Origin of the sequence: Massilia sp. UMI-21 (genome assembly GCA_015277795.1) — a bacterium.
Taxonomy (GTDB): Bacteria; Pseudomonadota; Gammaproteobacteria; order Burkholderiales; family Burkholderiaceae_D; genus Telluria.
In genome coordinates, this window is the sequence record CP063848.1 from 544,398 (window position 1) to 561,685 (window position 17,288).

Sequence of the window (17,288 nt, forward strand, 5' to 3'; positions counted from 1 at the left end):
ACCATTGAAAGGAGGGCGTGATGAACGCCGTACTCAAAGACATCAACGATTTCCACGTAGCAGACATCTCCCTGGCATCCTGGGGCGAGAAGGAAATCCGCATTGCAGAAACCGAAATGCCGGGCCTGATGGCGATCCGCGAGGAATACGCCAGCGCCCAGCCCCTGAAGGGCGCGCGCATCGCCGGTTCGCTGCACATGACCATCCAGACCGCGGTCCTGATCCGCACCCTGGAAGCCCTCGGCGCGCAAGTGCGCTGGGCATCGTGCAACATCTACTCGACCCAGGACCACGCCGCCGCCGCCATCGCCTCGGTCGGTACCCCGGTGTTCGCCGTCAAGGGCGAAACCCTGGACGAGTACTGGGAATACACCCACCGCATCTTCGAATGGCCGGGCGAACAGGCCAACATGATCCTGGACGACGGTGGCGACGCCACCCTGCTGCTGCACCTGGGCGTGCGTGCCGAGAAGGACATCTCGGTGCTGGACAAGCCGGGTTCGGAAGAAGAAATCTGCCTGTTCAACGCGATCAAGGGCCGCCTGGCGCGTGATCCGTCGTGGTACTCGAAGCGCCTGCCGTGCATCCTGGGCGTGACCGAGGAAACCACCACCGGCGTGCACCGCCTGTACCAGATGCACCAGGAAGGCAAGCTGGCTTTCCCGGCAATCAACGTCAACGATTCGGTCACCAAGTCGAAGTTCGACAACCTGTACGGCTGCCGTGAATCGCTGGTCGACGGCATCAAGCGCGCGACCGACGTCATGGTCGCCGGCAAGATCGCGGTCATCGCCGGCTACGGCGACGTGGGCAAGGGCTCGGCCCAGGCCATGCGCGCACTGTCGGCGCAAGTGTGGGTCACCGAGATCGATCCGATTTGCGCCCTGCAGGCCGCGATGGAAGGCTACCGCGTCGTGACCATGGACTACGCTGCCGAACACGGCGACATTTTTGTTACCTGCACCGGCAACTACCATGTGATCACCGAGCAGCACATGCTCAAGATGAAAGACCAGGCGATCGTCTGCAACATCGGCCACTTCGACAACGAGATCGAAGTCGCCGCGCTCAAGAAGTACGAGTGGGAAAACATCAAGCCGCAGGTCGATCACGTGATCTTCCCGGACGGCAAGCGCATCATCCTGCTGGCCGAAGGCCGCCTGGTGAACCTGGGCTGCGGTACCGGCCACCCGTCGTACGTGATGAGCTCGTCGTTCGCGAACCAGACCATCGCCCAGATCGAACTGTTCGCCAACACCGACAAGTACCCGGTCGGCGTGTACACGCTGCCGAAGCACCTGGACGAGAAGGTCGCACGCCTGCAGCTCAAAAAGCTCAACGCCCAGCTGACCACGCTGACCGAAGAGCAGGCCGCCTACATCTCGGTGAAAACGGAAGGTCCGTACAAACCGGACCACTATCGTTATTAATCGATAGCTAGTCATTGCGGGCGCTGAGTTTAACCAAAACCAGCGCCCGTTTTTTCAACAGCCGGGCGTTCGGCGCAACCGATGCGCCCGTGTACCACGAAAGTCGATGCTCATGCGCCTGCTCATTACCTGGCTGATCAATGCCGTAGCCCTGATGGCCCTGCCGTTCCTGATGTCTTCCGTCGTCGTCACCAATTTCACGACCGCGCTGATCGCTGCGCTCGTGCTGGGACTGGTCAATACCCTGATCCGTCCAGTGCTGGTGATCCTGACCCTGCCGGTGACGGTGGTCTCGCTGGGCCTGTTCATCCTCGTCATCAATGCGCTCCTGTTCTGGATGGTGTCGCACTGGATCGCGGGCTTCGAGGTCACCGGATTCGGATCGGCCTTCCTGGCAGCGATCCTGTACAGCATTATTTCGTGGGCGCTTTCTACCTTGCTCCTCAAAGACAAAGATGGAAACTCCTAATTTCAGTATCGAGTTCTTTCCCCCGAAGACCGATGAAGGCGCGGAAAAGCTGCGCGTGGTGCGCCAGAAGCTGGCCGAGCTGCGGCCGAAGTATTTTTCGGTGACCTTCGGCGCGGGCGGCACCACCCAGCAGGGCACCTTGCAGACGGTGCTCGAGATCCAGTCCGAAGGCATCGACGCGGCGCCGCACCTGTCCTGCGTGGGCGGCACCCGCGACTCGCTGCGCGCCATCCTGCAGCAGTTCCAGGACAAGGGCATCCGCCGCCTGGTGGCGCTGCGCGGCGACCTGCCGAGCGGCTACGGCGGTGGCGGCGAGTTCCGCTACGCCAACGAGCTGGTCGAGTTCATCCGCAAGGAAACCGGCGACTGGTTTCACATCGAAGTGGCGGCCTACCCGGAAATGCACCCGCAGGCGCGTTCGCCGCAGGACGACCTGCAAGCCTTCGCGCGCAAGGTCCAAGCCGGCGCGAATGCCGCGATCACCCAGTATTTCTATAATGCGGACGCCTACTTCGACTTCGTCGACAACGCCCGCAAGCTGGGCGTGGACGTGCCGGTGGTGCCGGGCATCATGCCGATCACCAACTACACCCAGCTGATGCGCTTCTCGGACATGTGCGGCGCCGAGATTCCGCGTTGGGTGCGCAACAAGCTGGCAAGCTTCGGCGACGACTCCGCCTCGATCAAGGCCTTCGGCCTGGACGTGGTCACCAGCCTGTGCGAGCGCCTGCTCGCGGGCGGCGCGCCGGGGCTGCATTTCTACAGCATGAACCAGGCGGTGGCGACCACCGCGATCTGGCAGCGCCTGGTGAAGTAATTGGCCTTGTGGCCGCGGCCTGGAATGGCCGCGGCCCGTAGGGTGGGCCGCCCACGCGTTCAACCCACCGTGGTGTTGCCCGTGCGGCTGCTCCCCCGCTGCTTGAACGCGTGGGCGGCGCCCGCCGCGCAGGCCGATCGCAAGGCCGGGCGGAGCCGCCCACCCTACGATTCGGCCATGATGCGATTGAACGCGGTGTCAGCCTTCGGTCACGATCTCGTCGAGCGGAATATCGTATTCCCCGATCTCGAATACCGCCTGCTGGCACGCATACGCAATGCCCAGCGTGCGCGGACGCGGTTCCGGCGCCAGCGTCCTGTCGTAAAACCCGCCGCCATACCCCAGCCGGTAGCCACGCGCATCGAAGCCCAGGCAGGGCACCAGCAGGGCATCGGGCCGCTGCAGCATCCGCAGTTCCACCGGCACCGCCACGCCCAGGCTGTCGGCCTCGGTCGCTTCGCCCGGCACCCATTCGGCAAATCCGAGCGCCGCACCGCGCTCGATCACGACAGGCAAGGCCAGCCGTACGCCTGCTTCCGCCAATTCCGCGTAGGCTGGACGTAAATCGGGTTCGCCCGCGAGTGGCCAGTACACACCCAATACCGACCCTGGATCGGCGCGCCACCACGCCAGCATGCGCGTGCCGATGCGGTCATCCCAGGCGCGTTTGGTGGCGTGGTCGATCGCGCGGCGCCGCTCCTTGAGTGTCCGGCGCAACTGTGGTTTATCCAGCATGGCGTTTGCGCCAGTGTCTGGCAGGGCCCCTGGGGCACATGGTATTCTTGATTCGCCGGTCATGGTTTGAATGCAGCGTACATTGAAAGTTGTAGATGTTTCAATCGAGTTTGACAACCGGCTCCCTGCCGGCCGCCCTTGCCCTTGTGTTTGCATTGTGGACGCTGGCACCCGAGACAGTCCACGCCAAATCTGCGCCTGCCACGGCCGCGGGGTCGACCCCGGATTCCGGCCAGACCGCGCCCAGCTCCCAGATCGTGCCGCCGGTGCCGGCCGGCGCCCCCACCGTGCCCGGCGCATCCGCCGCCGTGCCGGTCGCCGAGGCCCAGGCCGATGACGATACTTTCCTGCTGCTGCGCGAAGCCGCGCGCCAGAGCGATGCGGCGCGTACCAATGCGCTGGCATCGCGCCTGCCGCCGAACTATCCGCTGGCGTCCTACGTCGACTATTATCGTCTGAAACCGCGGATGCGCGACGCCACGGCTGCAGAGGTCGGCGCGCTGCTGCGCCGTCACCCCGACACGGCCATCGCCGAGCAGTTGCGCACCGAATGGCTGCTCGACCTGGGCCGGCGCCGCGACTTCGCCGGCTTCGAGCGCGAAGTGGGCCAACTGGCGCGCGGCGACAATCTGCAGGTGCGCTGCTATGCCCTGCTGGCGCGTGCCAGCCGCGGCGAACAGGTCGGCGATGAGGCGCGGGCCTTGCTGGTCAGTCCGCAGGGTTACGGGGAAGCCTGCGCGGCCCTGATCACGCAGTTGGCGCAGACCGGGCAGTTCAAGGAAAAGGACCTGCTCTGGCAGCTGCGCCTGGCCGGCGAAGCCGACGCCACCGGCCCGGCGCGCCGCATTGCGTTACTGCTGGGAGCTTCCGATACCCGCGCGGCCCAGGCCGTGGACGTGCCCGCCGTCGCGATGGCACGCGGGGTCGGCAAGACCCGTGCCGAGCACGCCATCTACCTGGTAGCGATCGGCCGCATGGCGCGCACCAGCCTCAAGCTGGCCACCGTCGCGCTCGGCAAGAACAGCCCCAGGCTGAGCGCCGAGGAACGCGCGACCGGCTGGGCCGGCATCGCCTATGCCGCCTCGATCGCCCTGTCGCCGGACGCCGCTACCTATTGGCGGCGCGCCGACGGCGTGCCGCTCACCAACGATCAGCTGCAGTGGAAGACCCGCATCGCGCTGCGCCACGGTGACTGGAAAACCGTGCGCGCCACCATCGAGGCCATGCCGGCCCACCTGCGTGGCGAGAGCGCCTGGGTCTACTGGCTGGCGCGCGCCGACAAGCACGATGGCCGCACGGCGCAAGCCAATGCCGGTTTCGAGAGCGTCGCCACCCAGCGCCACTTCTACGGCCAGCTCGCGCTGGACGAACTCGGCCGGCAAGTGGTGGCGCCGCCGCCTGCCTCGCCGATCAGCACGGAAGAGCTGGCTTCGGTTAACGCCAACCCGAGCCTGCAGCGCGCGCTCAAGTTCTACAGCCTGCGCCTGCGCGCGGAAGGCAACCGCGAATGGAACTGGGGGCTGCGCGGCATGTCTGACCGTCAGTTGCTGGCCGCCGGCGAACTCGCCCGGCGCAACGACCTGCTCGACCGTACCGTCGAGACCTCGCTGCGCACGCGTACCGAACTCGACTACGCACAGCGGTTCCCGGCGCCGCACCTGGACGTCCTGCACCCGACCGCGCAGGGCCTGGGCCTCGACAAGGCCTGGGTCTACGGCCTGATCCGCCAGGAGTCGCGCTTCATCAGCGATGCGCGTTCCGGCGTCGGCGCCTCCGGCCTGATGCAGGTGATGCCTGCCACCGGTAAATGGGTGGCGGCCAAGATCGGGATGGACAACTTCGTGCACAGCATGCTGAACGACCTGCGGACCAACATCACGCTCGGCGCCAACTACATGAACATGGTGCTGGCGAACTTCGACGGCGACGAAATCCTCGCCACGGCAGCCTACAATGCCGGGCCATCGCGCGCCCGCGCCTGGCGCGGGCGGCTCGAGCAGCCGATGGAGGGCGCGGTGTTCGTCGAATCGATTCCGTTCTCGGAGACCCGCAACTACGTGCGCAACGTGCTGGCCAATGCCACCAACTACGCCGCCGTGTTCGAGAACAAGCCGCAGTCGATCCGCACCCGGGTGCGTCCGGTGCAGCCGCGCGAGCGCGCCTCCATCCTGCCCTGAACCCGGTTGAGCACAACGGAGCCCAGCGAGCTCCCTGAAGGAGAACGGCCATGCGCGACAGGAACGTGGTGGTCATCGGCGGCACGGGTTTCATCGGCGGCCATGTGCTGGCGCGCCTGGCGGCGGACGGGGTCGGCACGCGGGTAGCGGCGCGCCATTACGAGACCGCCAAGCACCTGAATACCTTGCCCTACCTCGACCTGGAACTGGTCGACATCCACGACGACGCCGCGCTGCGGCGCCTCCTGGACGGCTGCGATGCGGTCATCAACCTGGTCGGCGTGCTGCATGGCGGCCATGGCATGCCCTACGGCCCCGGCTTCCGGCGCCTGCACGTGGAATTGCCGCGCCGGATCGTCCAGGCCTGCGACGAACTCGGGGTGCCGCGTTACCTGCACATGAGCGCACTCGGCGCCAGCGCCCTGGGCGCTTCGATGTACCAGCGCTCCAAGGCCGACGGCGAGCTGGCCGCCCGCAGCCGGCCACGGGTGGAGGCGGCGATTTTCCGTCCTTCGGTGGTGTTCGGCCCGGGCGACCATTTCCTGACCATGTTCGCCAGGCTGCAGCGCCACCTGCCGGTGGTGCCGCTGGCCTGCCCGGACGCGCGCTTCCAGCCGGTCTATGTCGAAGACGTGGCCGCCGCCTTTTCGCTGGCGCTGCGCGACCCGCACCTGGCCGGCGCCACCATCGAGCTCGCCGGTCCGCAGGTATATACCCTGGCCGAGCTGGTACGCCTGAGCGGGCGCTACACCGGCCACGAGCGCCGCATCCTGGGCTTGCCGGACTGGGCGGCGCGCTTGCAGGCGGGGCTGTTCGAGCTGTTGCCGGGCGACCCGGTCATCGGTCGCGACCAGCTCGATTCGATGAAGACGGATAATGTCGTCAGTGCGCAAACACAAGCCTTGACAGCGGACGCGCTGGGAATCAAGCTGACGTCGCTCGAGGCTGTTGCACCGCACTATCTGGCAGGGGGCGACAGCCTCGATCGCTACCGTGAGCACGCCGGCCGCTGATTCCGCCCAGCGTCAGGACCAACCCCTTCGACCACAGGACACCATGCAGACCATCGAACTCGACCCGACCCTGTCTTCCACCCTCGAGCAGGCCCGCCAGCCGGGCCTGACCCTCGTCATCGGCAACAAGAACGTGTCGTCGTGGTCGATGCGGCCATGGGTGGCGGCAAAGGCGTTCGGAATCCCGTTCACCGAGATCCGCGTCCTGCTCGACAAGCCCGAGACCGCCGCCAACATCGCACGCTATTCGCACGCGGGCCGGGTGCCGGTGTTGCTGGCAGGCGAGATGACGATCTGGGACAGCCTGGCCATCGTCGAATACCTGGCCGAGCAGTTCCCCGACAAGCACATGTGGCCGCAGGACGTTGCCGCGCGGGCGCTGGCGCGCTCGATCGTGGCCGAGATGCACGCGGGCTTCGGCGAACTGCGCAGCGCGATGTCGATGAACATCCAGGCCAGGCTGCCGGGCCGCGGCCGCACCCCGGGCGCCCAGGCCGACATCGGCCGCGTCTGCGAGATCTGGGAAGACTGCCTGTCGCGCTTCGGCCACCACGGTTTCCTGTTCGGCGACTTCTCCATCGCCGACGCCTTCTACGCGCCGGTGGTGTGCCGCTTCAAGACCTATGGCGTGGCCCTGGCCCCGGCCCTGCAAGCCTATTGCGAGCGCGTGCTGGCCCACCCGGCAGTGGCGCACTGGATCGACGAAGCGATGCGCGAAGACGATCCGACCCCGCAGCACGACCTCGACCTGCCGCAGGCGTAAGGGTGGACAGCGTGGCACCCGCGATGCGCAGCTACGTGGTGGGCGGCGCCGTGCGCGACGAGCTGCTCGGCCGTCCCGTTGCCGACCGCGACCACGTGGTGGTCGGCGCCACCCCGGAGCACATGCTGGCACTGGGCTTTCGGCCGGTCGGCAAGGATTTTCCGGTCTTCCTGCACCCCGACACGCACGAGGAATACGCGCTCGCCCGCACCGAGCGCAAGACCGCGCCGGGCTACCACGGCTTCGTCTTCCATACCTCGCCGGACGTGACGCTGGAAGACGACCTGGTGCGGCGCGACCTCACCATCAATGCGATGGCGCGCGCCGACGACGGCAGCATCGTCGACCCCTACGATGGGCAGGCCGACCTGCGTGCGCGCATTTTCCGCCACGTGTCCGGCGCCTTCGCCGAGGACCCGGTGCGCATCCTGCGCCTGGCGCGCTTCGCCGCGCGCTTTCCGGACTTCCGTGTCCACGACACGACCAATGCGCTGATGCGCCGCATGGTCGACGCAGGAGAGGTCGACGCCCTGGTGCCCGAGCGCGTCTGGCAGGAGTTGTCGCGCGGGCTGATGGAAGAACGGCCCTCGCGCATGTTCGCCGTGCTGCGCGACTGCGGCGCATTGGTGCGCATCCTGCCCGAACTCGACGCCCTGTGGGGCGTGCCGCAGGCGCCGCTGCACGATCCGGAAACCGATACCGGCGTGCACGTCATGCTGGTGATCGACTACGCGGCGACGCAAGCGCTGCCGCTCGAGGTGCGCTTCGCCGCCCTGGTGCACGACCTGGGCAAGGGCGCTACGCCCGACCCGCACGGGCCGGCCCGGCACGGCCACGAATGCCTCGGCACGCAGCTGGTGACGCAGCTCTGCAAGCGCCTCAAGCTGCCCAACGAATGCCGCGACCTGGCCCTGATGACGGCGCGCGAACACGGCAACGTCAGCCGCGCCCTGGCGCTGCGGGCCGACACCATCGTCACCCTGTTCGAGCGCTGCGACGCCTTCCGCAAGCCGGAGCGTTTCGCGCAGATGCTGCTGGCGTGCGAGTGCGATGCGCGCGGGCGCGGGCACGAAACGCACCCGATGCGCTTCCAGGACTATCCGCAGCGGCCCCACCTGCTGCGCGCGCTGGAGGTCGCACGCGCCGTCAACGCCGGCGAGGTCGCGGCGCGCCATGCCGGGCAGCGCGCGCAGATTCCCGAAGCCGTGCACGCGGCGCGGGTGGCCGCGGTCGAGGCGGCGCTGCGCGAGCCCTAGGGTGACCGGGTCCGCCCGGCCGGATCCGCTACGGTGCACGACTGTTCCGCCAGCATTTGCTATCCTTCGCCAGATAACAATGTGAAATCGATGTCATCGGAGGACAAGATGGTTGCCGTGCTGGCGCAGCGTGTAGCGAGCTTGAAACCGCGTCGCCGCCTGCAACTTGCCGGCCTGGTGGTGCTGGTACTGGCCTTGCTGCTCGCTTTTTTCTATATTCGCTCGGAAGGAACCGATCCCGAGGTCCGCAACGACGTGATGCTCAACCTGCGCGAGCTGGAAAAGCTCGACGCCGAGTGGGACGCCAATATCCTGCGCGCCCACATCGGCCGCGCGCCTCCCGCGGCCCAGCTCACCACCCAACTGCCGCGCATGCGCGAGCTCACCGCCCGCCTCGGCGAGGCGGTGCCGGCTTCCGGCCCGGCAGTCCGGGCCGCCTTCACCCAGCTGCGCGACGCCATGCAGCGCAAGGAGTTGCTCACCATCCAGTTCGGGCGCCAGAACCCGCCGCTGCGCGAGGCGCTGAGCTACCTGCCGCCGGCGGTGGCCGACCTCAAGACCGAGCTCGGCGGCATTGAGGGGGCGCTGGCGCCGGCGCGCCTGGTGGTGCGCCTGGATGCCTCGCTCAATGCGCTGCTCACCGAGATCCTGCGCTACAACGTCGTGCCCAGCCCGCCGCTGGCGGCGCGCATCGAGGAGATCCTGGGCGATATCGCGGCCCAGGAGATCGCCTTTTCGCCGGCCGTGGTCGAGAAGATGGATGCCATCATCAAGGCCGCCCGTGTGATCCTCGAGAAGCGCCCGCTGGAAAACCGGCTCGAGTCGCAGATCGCCGCCGCCGGCACCGGCGCCGCCCTCGACCGCCTGGGGCGCGAATTCGACCGTACTTTCGACGCCGCGCTGGCGGTGCGCGAGCGCTTCCGCGGCTACCTGCTCGCCTACTCGGTGTTCTTGCTGCTGCTGCTGGCCTATGCCGGCATGCGGCTGCGCCGTACCTACCGCATCATCGGCGAGGTCAACCATCGCCTGCAGGCGGCCAACGAAAACCTCGAGCACCGCGTCGCCGAGCGCACCGCCGAGCTGGAGGCGCAATCCAGGCAGCTCGAGCGCCTGGCCCAGCACGACAGCCTGACCGGCCTGATCAACTACCGCCAGCTGACCCGCCTGCTGGAGCGCGCGCTGGCCCGCGCCACCCGCCGCGATTCGGTGGTGGTCATCATGTTCATCGACCTGGACGGCTTCAAGCTCGTCAACGACACCTACGGCCATGCGACCGGCGACCTGGTGCTGCAGATGGTGGCGCGCCGGGTCCAGGAAAAGCTGCGCGCCGAGGATGCGCTGGCGCGCCTGGGCGGCGACGAGTTCGTCATCATGCTCGAAGACGTCGCCTCGCGCGAAGGCGCGCTGCGGGTGGCCCAGCTGGCGCTCGACCAGATCAAGGCGGTGACCGAGGCGGACGGCAATCCGGTCTCGATCTCGGCCAGCATCGGCATTTCCAGCGCCCGCGGCCAAGTGGGCGCGGCGCGCGGCTCGGCGGCACTGCTGGCCGAGGCCGACAAGGCGATGTACGAGGCCAAGCAGTCGGGCAAGGGCGTGTTCGTGGTCAGTCCGGCAAGCCAGTGGATCGTTCCGGTGCAGCACAGCGGGCAATAGCGGAATCCGCTACAATTCCGCCATTGCTGCACTGCACAAAAGGATCGCGAGAATGTTGGACAACCCGCTGCGTCGCTGGCTGAAGGGCCTTGGCGGCAAGGATCATGGCAAGCCCGGCCGTCCGACCGTGCTGGTCAAGGAATTGGGCGAGCGCGACCGCCGCCGCATCCTGCGCCATTTCCTGGCGCTGGACGACAAGGATCGCCTGCTGCGTTTCGGCAGCGTCATCCCGGACGACGCGATCGCCACGTACGTCGGCAAGATCGATTTCCGGCACGACATCGTGTTCGGCGTGCTGAACCGCGTGTTCCAGCTGGTCGGCGTGGGGCACCTTGCCTTCGCCAAGGCCGACAAGGGCAAGCCGACGCAAAAGGAACGGGTGGCCGAGTTCGGCGTCTCGGTCTCGGCGTCGGCGCGCGGGATGGGCGTCGGCTCGCGCCTGTTCCAGCGGGCGGCCATCCACTGCCGCAATGCGGACGTGGATACCCTGTACATGCAATGCCTGACCTCGAACCAGACCATGATGCACATCGCGCGCAAGGCAGGCATGGAGATCAAGCGCGAATACGGCGAGGCCGACGCCTACCTGCGGCTGCCGCCGCCGAGTCCCGGGAGCGTGATGGCGGAGGCGCTGCAAGAGCAGTGGGCCATGATCGATTACAACGTCAAGGCCAATGCGCGCGCCGCGGTGAAGTGGCTGACGCCTAAGAAGTAGGGTGGTCGGCTATGCCGACCGCGCGTTCAACGAAACATCGCATACGACGGCGCTGGCTACGGCAGTGCGGTTTGAACGCGCGGACGGCGAAGCCGTCCACCCTACGCTCATCCGGCAACGGGCAACGCCGTCGTCTCCTTGATCCTCTGCAGTGCAAAACTCGATTTCACATCCAGCACCGCCGGGTGCTTGAGCAGGGTCCCCATCATGAAGCGCGAGAAGTGGTCCATGTCTTCCACGTGCACGCGCAGCAAAAAATCCATCTCGCCGGTCATCGCGTAGCAGGCCACCACTTCCGGCCAGGTGCCCACCGACACCGCGAAGTCATTGCGCGGCGAGGTGGCCGGCAGCCCCGGGCCGCCACGCGCCCCGCCTGCCACTTCACTGTGCTTTTCCAGGCGCACGTTCACATAGGCCAGCAGACCCAGCCCGATCTTGTCCGGATCGACCAGGGCCACGTACTGGCGGATCACGCCCGCTTCTTCGAGCCGCTTGATGCGGCGCAGGCAAGGGGAAGGGGACAGGTTGACACGCTCGGCAACGTCCTGGTTCGACAGCCGGCCGTCGGTCTGCAGCACGGCCAGGATCTTGCGGTCAGTCTTGTCGAGCTCGATTTTTGACATGTTTTCCTCAGTGGATTCGCGAACCCGGCAATTTTATTGCGCAAATTCGTCGGCGGGGGGAATTGTTTGGAATTTAATGCCGGATAGGCGGGACTATACTGTGCGCCTTACTGGATCAGGCCGACCCAACCCGGCCCTGCGCGCCCCAACGGCCATCAAGAGCCCGCGCCCGTGCATCCCTGGCGACAGATTACGGAGACACCGCATGAACGCACCGACCGAACGCGCCAACCTGGCGCTGCCCCAGCACGACATCACTTTGGACGACAAGTGGACTCTGGACCGCGGCCGCGCGTTCATGACCGGCACCCAAGCCCTGGTGCGCCTGCCGATGCTCCAACGCGAGCGCGACCTCAAGGCCGGCCTGAACACCGCCGGCTACATCACCGGCTACCGCGGCTCGCCGGTCACCGCCGTCGACCAGACCGCGATGAAGGCGAAGAAGCACCTCGACGCCCACCACGTCAAGTTTCACCCGGGCATGAACGAAGACCTGGCGGCAACCGCCGTCTGGGGTACCCAGCAGACGAATCTCTATAAGGACGCCAAGTACGACGGCGTGTTTGCCATGTGGTACGGCAAGGGTCCGGGCGTGGACCGCTGCGGCGACGTCTTCAAGCACGGCAACAATGCCGGCTCTTCGCAGCACGGCGGGGTGCTGGTGCTGGCCGGCGACGACCATGCGGCCAAGTCCTCGTCGACGGCGCACCAGTCCGACCACATCCTGACCCACTGCGGCATCCCGGTCCTGTACCCGTCCTCGGTACAGGAATACCTGGATTTCGGCCTGCACGCCTGGGCCATGAGCCGCTACACCGGCCTGTGGGTGTCGATGAAGTGCGTCACCGACATCATCGAGTCGGGCGCCGTGGTCGATCTCGACCCGGACCGCGTCCAGATCACGCTGCCGACCGACTTCGAGCTGCCCCCTGGCGGCCTGAACATCCGCTGGCCGGACGCCGTGCTGGAGCAGGAAGTCCGCATGAGCAACTTCAAGTGGTACGCCGCGCTGGCCTATGCGCGCGCCAACAAGCTCAACCGCATCATCTGGGACAGCCGGAAGCCGAAGATCGGCATCATCACTGCGGGCAAGAGCTATGTCGATACCCGCCAGGCCCTGGCCGACCTCGGCATCGACGAGCAAGCCGCAGCCGACATCGGCCTGCGCCTGTACAAGGTCGGCATGACCTGGCCGCTCGAATCCGAAGGCGTGCACGAGTTCGCGCGTGGCCTGGACGAGATCCTGGTGGTCGAAGAAAAGCGCCAGGTGATGGAATACGCGCTCAAGGAAGCCCTGTACAACCTGCCGGACGGCGAGCGCCCGCGCGTGGTCGGCAAGTTCGACGACACCGGCGAATGGAGCAACAAGGACCGCATGGGCCACGGCGACTGGCTGCTGCCGGCCACCTACGAGCTGAACCCGGCGCAGATTGCGCGCGCCATCGCTTCGCGCATCTCGCACTACTGCGCCGGCCACCCGGTCGAGCAGCGCGTGAAAGAGCGCATCGCCTACCTGGAGAACAAGGAGCTGGTGCTGAAGAGCATCCCGGCCAAGGCGAATCCGGAAACCGACCGCATTCCCTATTTCTGCTCGGGCTGCCCGCACAACAGCTCGACCAAGGTGCCGGAGGGCTCGCGCGCCATGGCCGGCATCGGCTGCCACTACATGGTGCTGTGGATGGACCGCGAAACCTCCACCTTCACCCACATGGGCGCCGAGGGCACGACCTGGATCGGCCAGTCGCCGTTCACCGACGAGAAGCACGTGTTCGTGAACCTGGGCGACGGCACCTATTTCCACTCGGGCATCCTGGCGATCCGCGCGGCCGTGGCCGCGAAGGTCAACATCACGTACAAAATCCTGTACAACGACGCGGTCGCGATGACCGGCGGCCAGAACGTCGACGGTCCGCTCGATCCGGGCATGATCACGCGCCAGATCGCCGCCGAAGGCGTGCGTCCGATCATCGTCGTCACCGACGAGCCCGAAAAATACCCGGACGACTACGCCTGGGCCGAGGGCGTCACCGTGCGCCACCGTTCCGAGCTGATGGACGTGCAGAAGGAACTGCGCGAGATGCCGGGCGTGTCGGCCGTGATCTACGACCAGACCTGCGCCTCCGAAAAGCGCCGCCGCCGCAAGAAAGGCGAGTTCCCCGACCCGGCCAAGCGCGCCGTCATCAACGAAGCCGTGTGCGAAGGCTGCGGCGACTGCTCGGTGCAGTCGAACTGCCTGTCGGTCGAGCCGCTGGAAACCGAACTGGGCCGCAAACGCCAGATCAACCAGTCTTCGTGCAACAAGGACTTTTCTTGCGTCTCCGGCTTCTGCCCGAGTTTCGTCACCGTCGAAGGCGGCGGCCTGAAGAAGCCCAAGAAAGCCGCGAGCGCCGACGCCACGCCTCCCAGCCTGCCGATGCCGAGCATCCCGTCGGTGGCCGAGCCCTTCGGCATCCTGATCGCCGGCGTCGGCGGCACAGGTGTCGTCACCGTCGGCCAGATCCTGGCGGTGGCGGCCCACGTCGAAGGCAAGGGCGCCGTCGTGCTCGACCAGTCGGGCCTGGCCCAGAAGGGCGGTCCGGTGATGTCGCACGTGCGCCTGGCCGAGCACCAGGCCGACCTGCACTCGACCCGCGTCGGCACCGGTAGCGCCGACCTGGTGATCGGTTGCGACCAGATCGTCGCTGCCTCCCGCGATGCCCTGAGCCGCATGGGCGAGGGCCGCACCTGGGCCGCCGTCAATTCGACCGGCGCCACGACCGCGGCTTTCGTCAAGAATCCGGACTGGCAGTTCCCGGCCGAGGGGTCGAAGGGCGCCATCCTGCAGGCCTGCGGCGCCGACAATGTCGACTTCGTCGACGCCGGCAAGATCGCCACCGCCCTGATGGGCGACGCGATCGCGACCAATATGTTCATGCTGGGCTATGCCTTCCAGAAGGGGCGCGTGCCGCTGGCCGAGGCCTCGCTGCTCAAGGCGATCGAACTGAATGGCGTCTCGGTGCCGTTCAACAAGGCCGCCTTCCACTGGGGCCGTAGCGCCGCCCACGACCTGGCCGCGGTGAAGAAGTTGACGACGCCGGCCCAGGTGATCGAGTTCAAGCGCAGCCAGACCCTGGACGAAGTCATCGCCCGCCGTGTCGAACTGCTGACCGCTTACCAGAACGCCGCCTATGCCGCGCAGTACAAGGCCTTCGTGGACCAGGTGCGCGCCCACGAGGCGAAACTCGACGGTGGCAAGCGTGGCACCCGCCTGACCGAAGCCGTGGCGCGCTACTTCTACAAGCTGATGGCCTACAAGGACGAGTATGAAGTCGCGCGACTGCATACCGACCCGACGTTCAAAGCCAAGATCGCGAACATGTTTGAGGGCGACATCAAGCTCAAGTTCCACCTGGCGCCGCCGCTGCTGGCCAAGCACGACAAGGAAGGCCGCGCGCTGAAGAAGGAATACGGCGCGTGGATGATGGGCGCGTTCGGCGTGCTGGCCAAGCTGAAAGGCCTGCGCGGCACCCCGTTCGACCCGTTCGGCTACACCGCCGAGCGGCGCACCGAACGTGGGCTGATCCAGGAATACCGCCAGACCGTCGAGACGCTGCTGCCGAAGCTGACGCCCGAGAACCTGGCCCAAGCGGTGGCGATCGCCAGCATCCCGGAAAACATCCGCGGCTATGGCCACGTGAAGGAGCGCCACCTGAAGGCGGCCAGGCAGAAGGAAGCGACCCTGCTCGCGGCCTTCCACCATCCCGCCGGCGACAGCGCACGCGTCGCTTGATGACAGGCTGATACGGCCACCAGTTCGGCCGTATCAGCTTGATAATACCTCGCTAGCATTTCTTGTTGTTCCTCAGACCCAACTGTTACAGTTGGTTGCACTTGGGCCTGGTAGCCGCGTCTATAATCGGACGCATGAAACCGCCATATGCACAGGGTCGTGCAACGACCGCCCCCCGCCTGATCGCATCGCTGCTGGCTGCGGCCTTCGTCCTCGCCGGTTGCGGCGGCGGCGGCGGTTCGCCGGGCGCCGGCACCAGGCCCGGCCAGATCGCGCAGCAGCCCACCACGCCCACCACGCCGGGCGGCACGGCGACGCCGGAAGACCTCAATCCGAACCTGCTGGGCGACGCCTTCGGCACCTACTGGAACCTGTGCGCCAAGCCGCGCACCGGACTCGATCTCAATGGGCAGCCGTTCCCGGACCGGCAGGGCACGCTGCTCGACGAGCTGAAATTCCTGCGCGCGTGGTCGAACGAGTACTACCTCTGGTACAACGAGATCCCCAACACCTACAGGATGGCGGATTTCACCAATCCCATCGACTACTTCGACGTGCTCAAGACGCCGGCCCTGACCGCGTCCGGCCAGCCGAAGGACAAATACCACTTCACCTACGCCACCGAGGAGTGGGAAAAGCTGCAGAACTCGGGCATCGACCTGGGCTATGGCGTGACCTGGAAGCGCAACAGCGCGACCGTGCCGCGTACCTGGCTGGTCACGCTGGTGGAGCCGGGCTCGCCGGCCGACGCCGCCGGCCTGCGCCGTGGCGACATGCTGCTCAAGGTGGACGGTGTCGACTTCGTCAACGGCGGCAGCGCCAGCCAGGTCGAGCGAATCAATGACGGCCTGTTCCCGGACACCGCGGGCACGCCGCACCAGTTCACCCTGCAGCGCGGCGGCACCACCTTCGACGTGACGATGACGGGGGCGGACGTGAGCATCGACCCGGTCAAGAATGTGCAGGTGCTCGATACCCCGACCGGCAAGGTCGGCTACCTGAGCTTCGAGACCCACAATGCGGTATCGGAAAAAGAGCTGGTGGATGCCTTCAGTACCTTCAAGCAGGCCGCGGTCAGCGACCTGGTGCTCGACATGCGCTACAACGGCGGCGGCCTGCTCTACATCGCCAGCGAGCTGTCCTACATGATCGCCGGCCCGGCGCAGACCGCCGGCAAGATCTTCGAGCGGCCGCAGTTCAACGACAAGACGCCGCAGCAGCCGGCCATTCCTTTCCGCAGCACGGCTTACGGCTTCAGCTCGCCGAACCCGGTGCGCGCCGGCACGGCGCTGCCTTACCTGGGCCTGAAGCGCGTCACCGTGCTCACCACCCAGGGCAGCTGCTCGGCCAGCGAAGCGGTGATCAACGGCCTGCGCGGCGCCGACATCCAGGTCGACGTGATCGGCAGCACGACCTGCGGCAAGCCCTATGGCTTCACGCCGGTGCCGAACTGCGGCACCACTTATTTCTCGATCGAGTTCAAGGGCGTGAACGACAAGGGCTTCGGCGACTTCTCGGACGGCCTGGCGCCGACCTGCCAGGTGGCCGACGACCTGTCGCGTCCGATCGGCGACCGCAGCGAAGGCCTGCTGGCCGCGGCCCTGACCTACCGCGAGACCGGCGCCTGCCCGCCGGCCACCCGCGCGCGCCAGGTACCGATGGAGATCGTGCGTCATCCGGCGCAGGAAGTGTCGATCTACACCAGGCCGCGACCTTAAGCTGCGCCTGCGATCGGAAGGGCACGGCCGCCCCTACCGCCGTGCCTACCGCCGTGCCTACCGCCGTGCCTACCGCCGTGCTCTTTTCATTACGGAAACGGGACTATAATCGTCGGCTTTGCCACCCGATCGATTGCCGGAGTTTTCCTG

13 protein-coding genes are annotated in these 17,288 nt (G+C 66.8%); 11 read left to right on the plus strand and 2 right to left on the minus strand.

Annotated elements, in window-relative coordinates; translation table 11 throughout:
* Positions 1-20 precede the first annotated feature (20 nt).
* From IM543_02455 to metF, 3 genes are all read left to right on the plus strand, one after another.
* A complete protein-coding gene (locus IM543_02455) occupies positions 21-1,430 on the plus strand; it encodes an adenosylhomocysteinase (GenBank protein ID QOY94793.1) in 1,410 nt (469 codons plus the stop codon).
* Between the two features lie 112 nt (positions 1,431-1,542).
* A complete protein-coding gene (locus IM543_02460; protein QOY96489.1) occupies positions 1,543-1,899 on the plus strand; it encodes a phage holin family protein in 357 nt (118 codons plus the stop codon).
* The gene (metF, locus tag IM543_02465; protein ID QOY94794.1) at positions 1,886-2,716 is read left to right on the plus strand and encodes a methylenetetrahydrofolate reductase [NAD(P)H]; all 831 of its coding nucleotides are present in this window, start codon (positions 1,886-1,888) and stop codon (positions 2,714-2,716) included. Before IM543_02460 ends, metF begins: the two co-directional genes overlap by 14 nt.
* Before the next feature lie 198 nt (positions 2,717-2,914).
* On the opposite strand, the gene IM543_02470 is transcribed toward metF, so the two are convergent.
* Positions 2,915-3,514: a 5-formyltetrahydrofolate cyclo-ligase gene (locus IM543_02470; GenBank protein QOY94795.1), complete on the minus strand. Its 600-nt coding sequence runs from the start codon at positions 3,512-3,514 to the stop codon at positions 2,915-2,917.
* Between the two features lie 32 nt (positions 3,515-3,546).
* Between IM543_02470 and IM543_02475 the strand changes: the two genes are divergently transcribed.
* The 6 genes from IM543_02475 to IM543_02500 all read left to right on the plus strand — a co-directional run bounded on the left by IM543_02475 (position 3,547) and on the right by IM543_02500 (position 11,028).
* On the plus strand, positions 3,547-5,628 hold the full coding sequence (locus IM543_02475) for a transglycosylase SLT domain-containing protein (GenBank protein ID QOY94796.1): 2,082 nt from the start codon (positions 3,547-3,549) through the stop codon (positions 5,626-5,628).
* A 50-nt stretch (positions 5,629-5,678) separates the two neighbouring features.
* Positions 5,679-6,641 carry a complex I NDUFA9 subunit family protein gene (locus IM543_02480; protein QOY94797.1) on the plus strand — a complete coding sequence of 321 codons (963 nt, stop codon included), beginning with the start codon at positions 5,679-5,681 and terminating at the stop codon, positions 6,639-6,641.
* 43 nt (positions 6,642-6,684) lie between these two features.
* Positions 6,685-7,404, plus strand: coding sequence for a glutathione S-transferase family protein (locus IM543_02485; GenBank protein ID QOY94798.1), 720 nt, complete (start codon positions 6,685-6,687; stop codon positions 7,402-7,404).
* Positions 7,405-7,427: 23 nt separating this feature from the next.
* Entirely contained in the window at positions 7,428-8,660 is a 1,233-nt protein-coding gene (locus IM543_02490) for a multifunctional CCA addition/repair protein (protein ID QOY96490.1), read from the plus strand.
* A gap of 108 nt (positions 8,661-8,768) precedes the next feature.
* Positions 8,769-10,313, plus strand: a complete 1,545-nt coding sequence (locus IM543_02495; protein QOY96491.1) for a diguanylate cyclase — start codon at positions 8,769-8,771, stop codon at positions 10,311-10,313.
* A 52-nt stretch (positions 10,314-10,365) separates the two neighbouring features.
* Entirely contained in the window at positions 10,366-11,028 is a 663-nt protein-coding gene (locus IM543_02500; GenBank protein QOY94799.1) for a GNAT family N-acetyltransferase, read from the plus strand.
* Positions 11,029-11,135: 107 nt separating this feature from the next.
* On the opposite strand, the gene IM543_02505 is transcribed toward IM543_02500, so the two are convergent.
* A complete protein-coding gene (locus IM543_02505; GenBank protein QOY94800.1) occupies positions 11,136-11,651 on the minus strand; it encodes an Lrp/AsnC family transcriptional regulator in 516 nt (171 codons plus the stop codon).
* 205 nt (positions 11,652-11,856) lie between these two features.
* Between IM543_02505 and IM543_02510 the strand changes: the two genes are divergently transcribed.
* Positions 11,857-15,420, plus strand: coding sequence for an indolepyruvate ferredoxin oxidoreductase family protein (locus IM543_02510; GenBank protein ID QOY94801.1), 3,564 nt, complete (start codon positions 11,857-11,859; stop codon positions 15,418-15,420).
* Between the two features lie 134 nt (positions 15,421-15,554).
* Positions 15,555-17,138: a PDZ domain-containing protein gene (locus IM543_02515; protein QOY94802.1), complete on the plus strand. Its 1,584-nt coding sequence runs from the start codon at positions 15,555-15,557 to the stop codon at positions 17,136-17,138.
* The last annotated feature ends 150 nt before the right edge of the window (positions 17,139-17,288 follow it).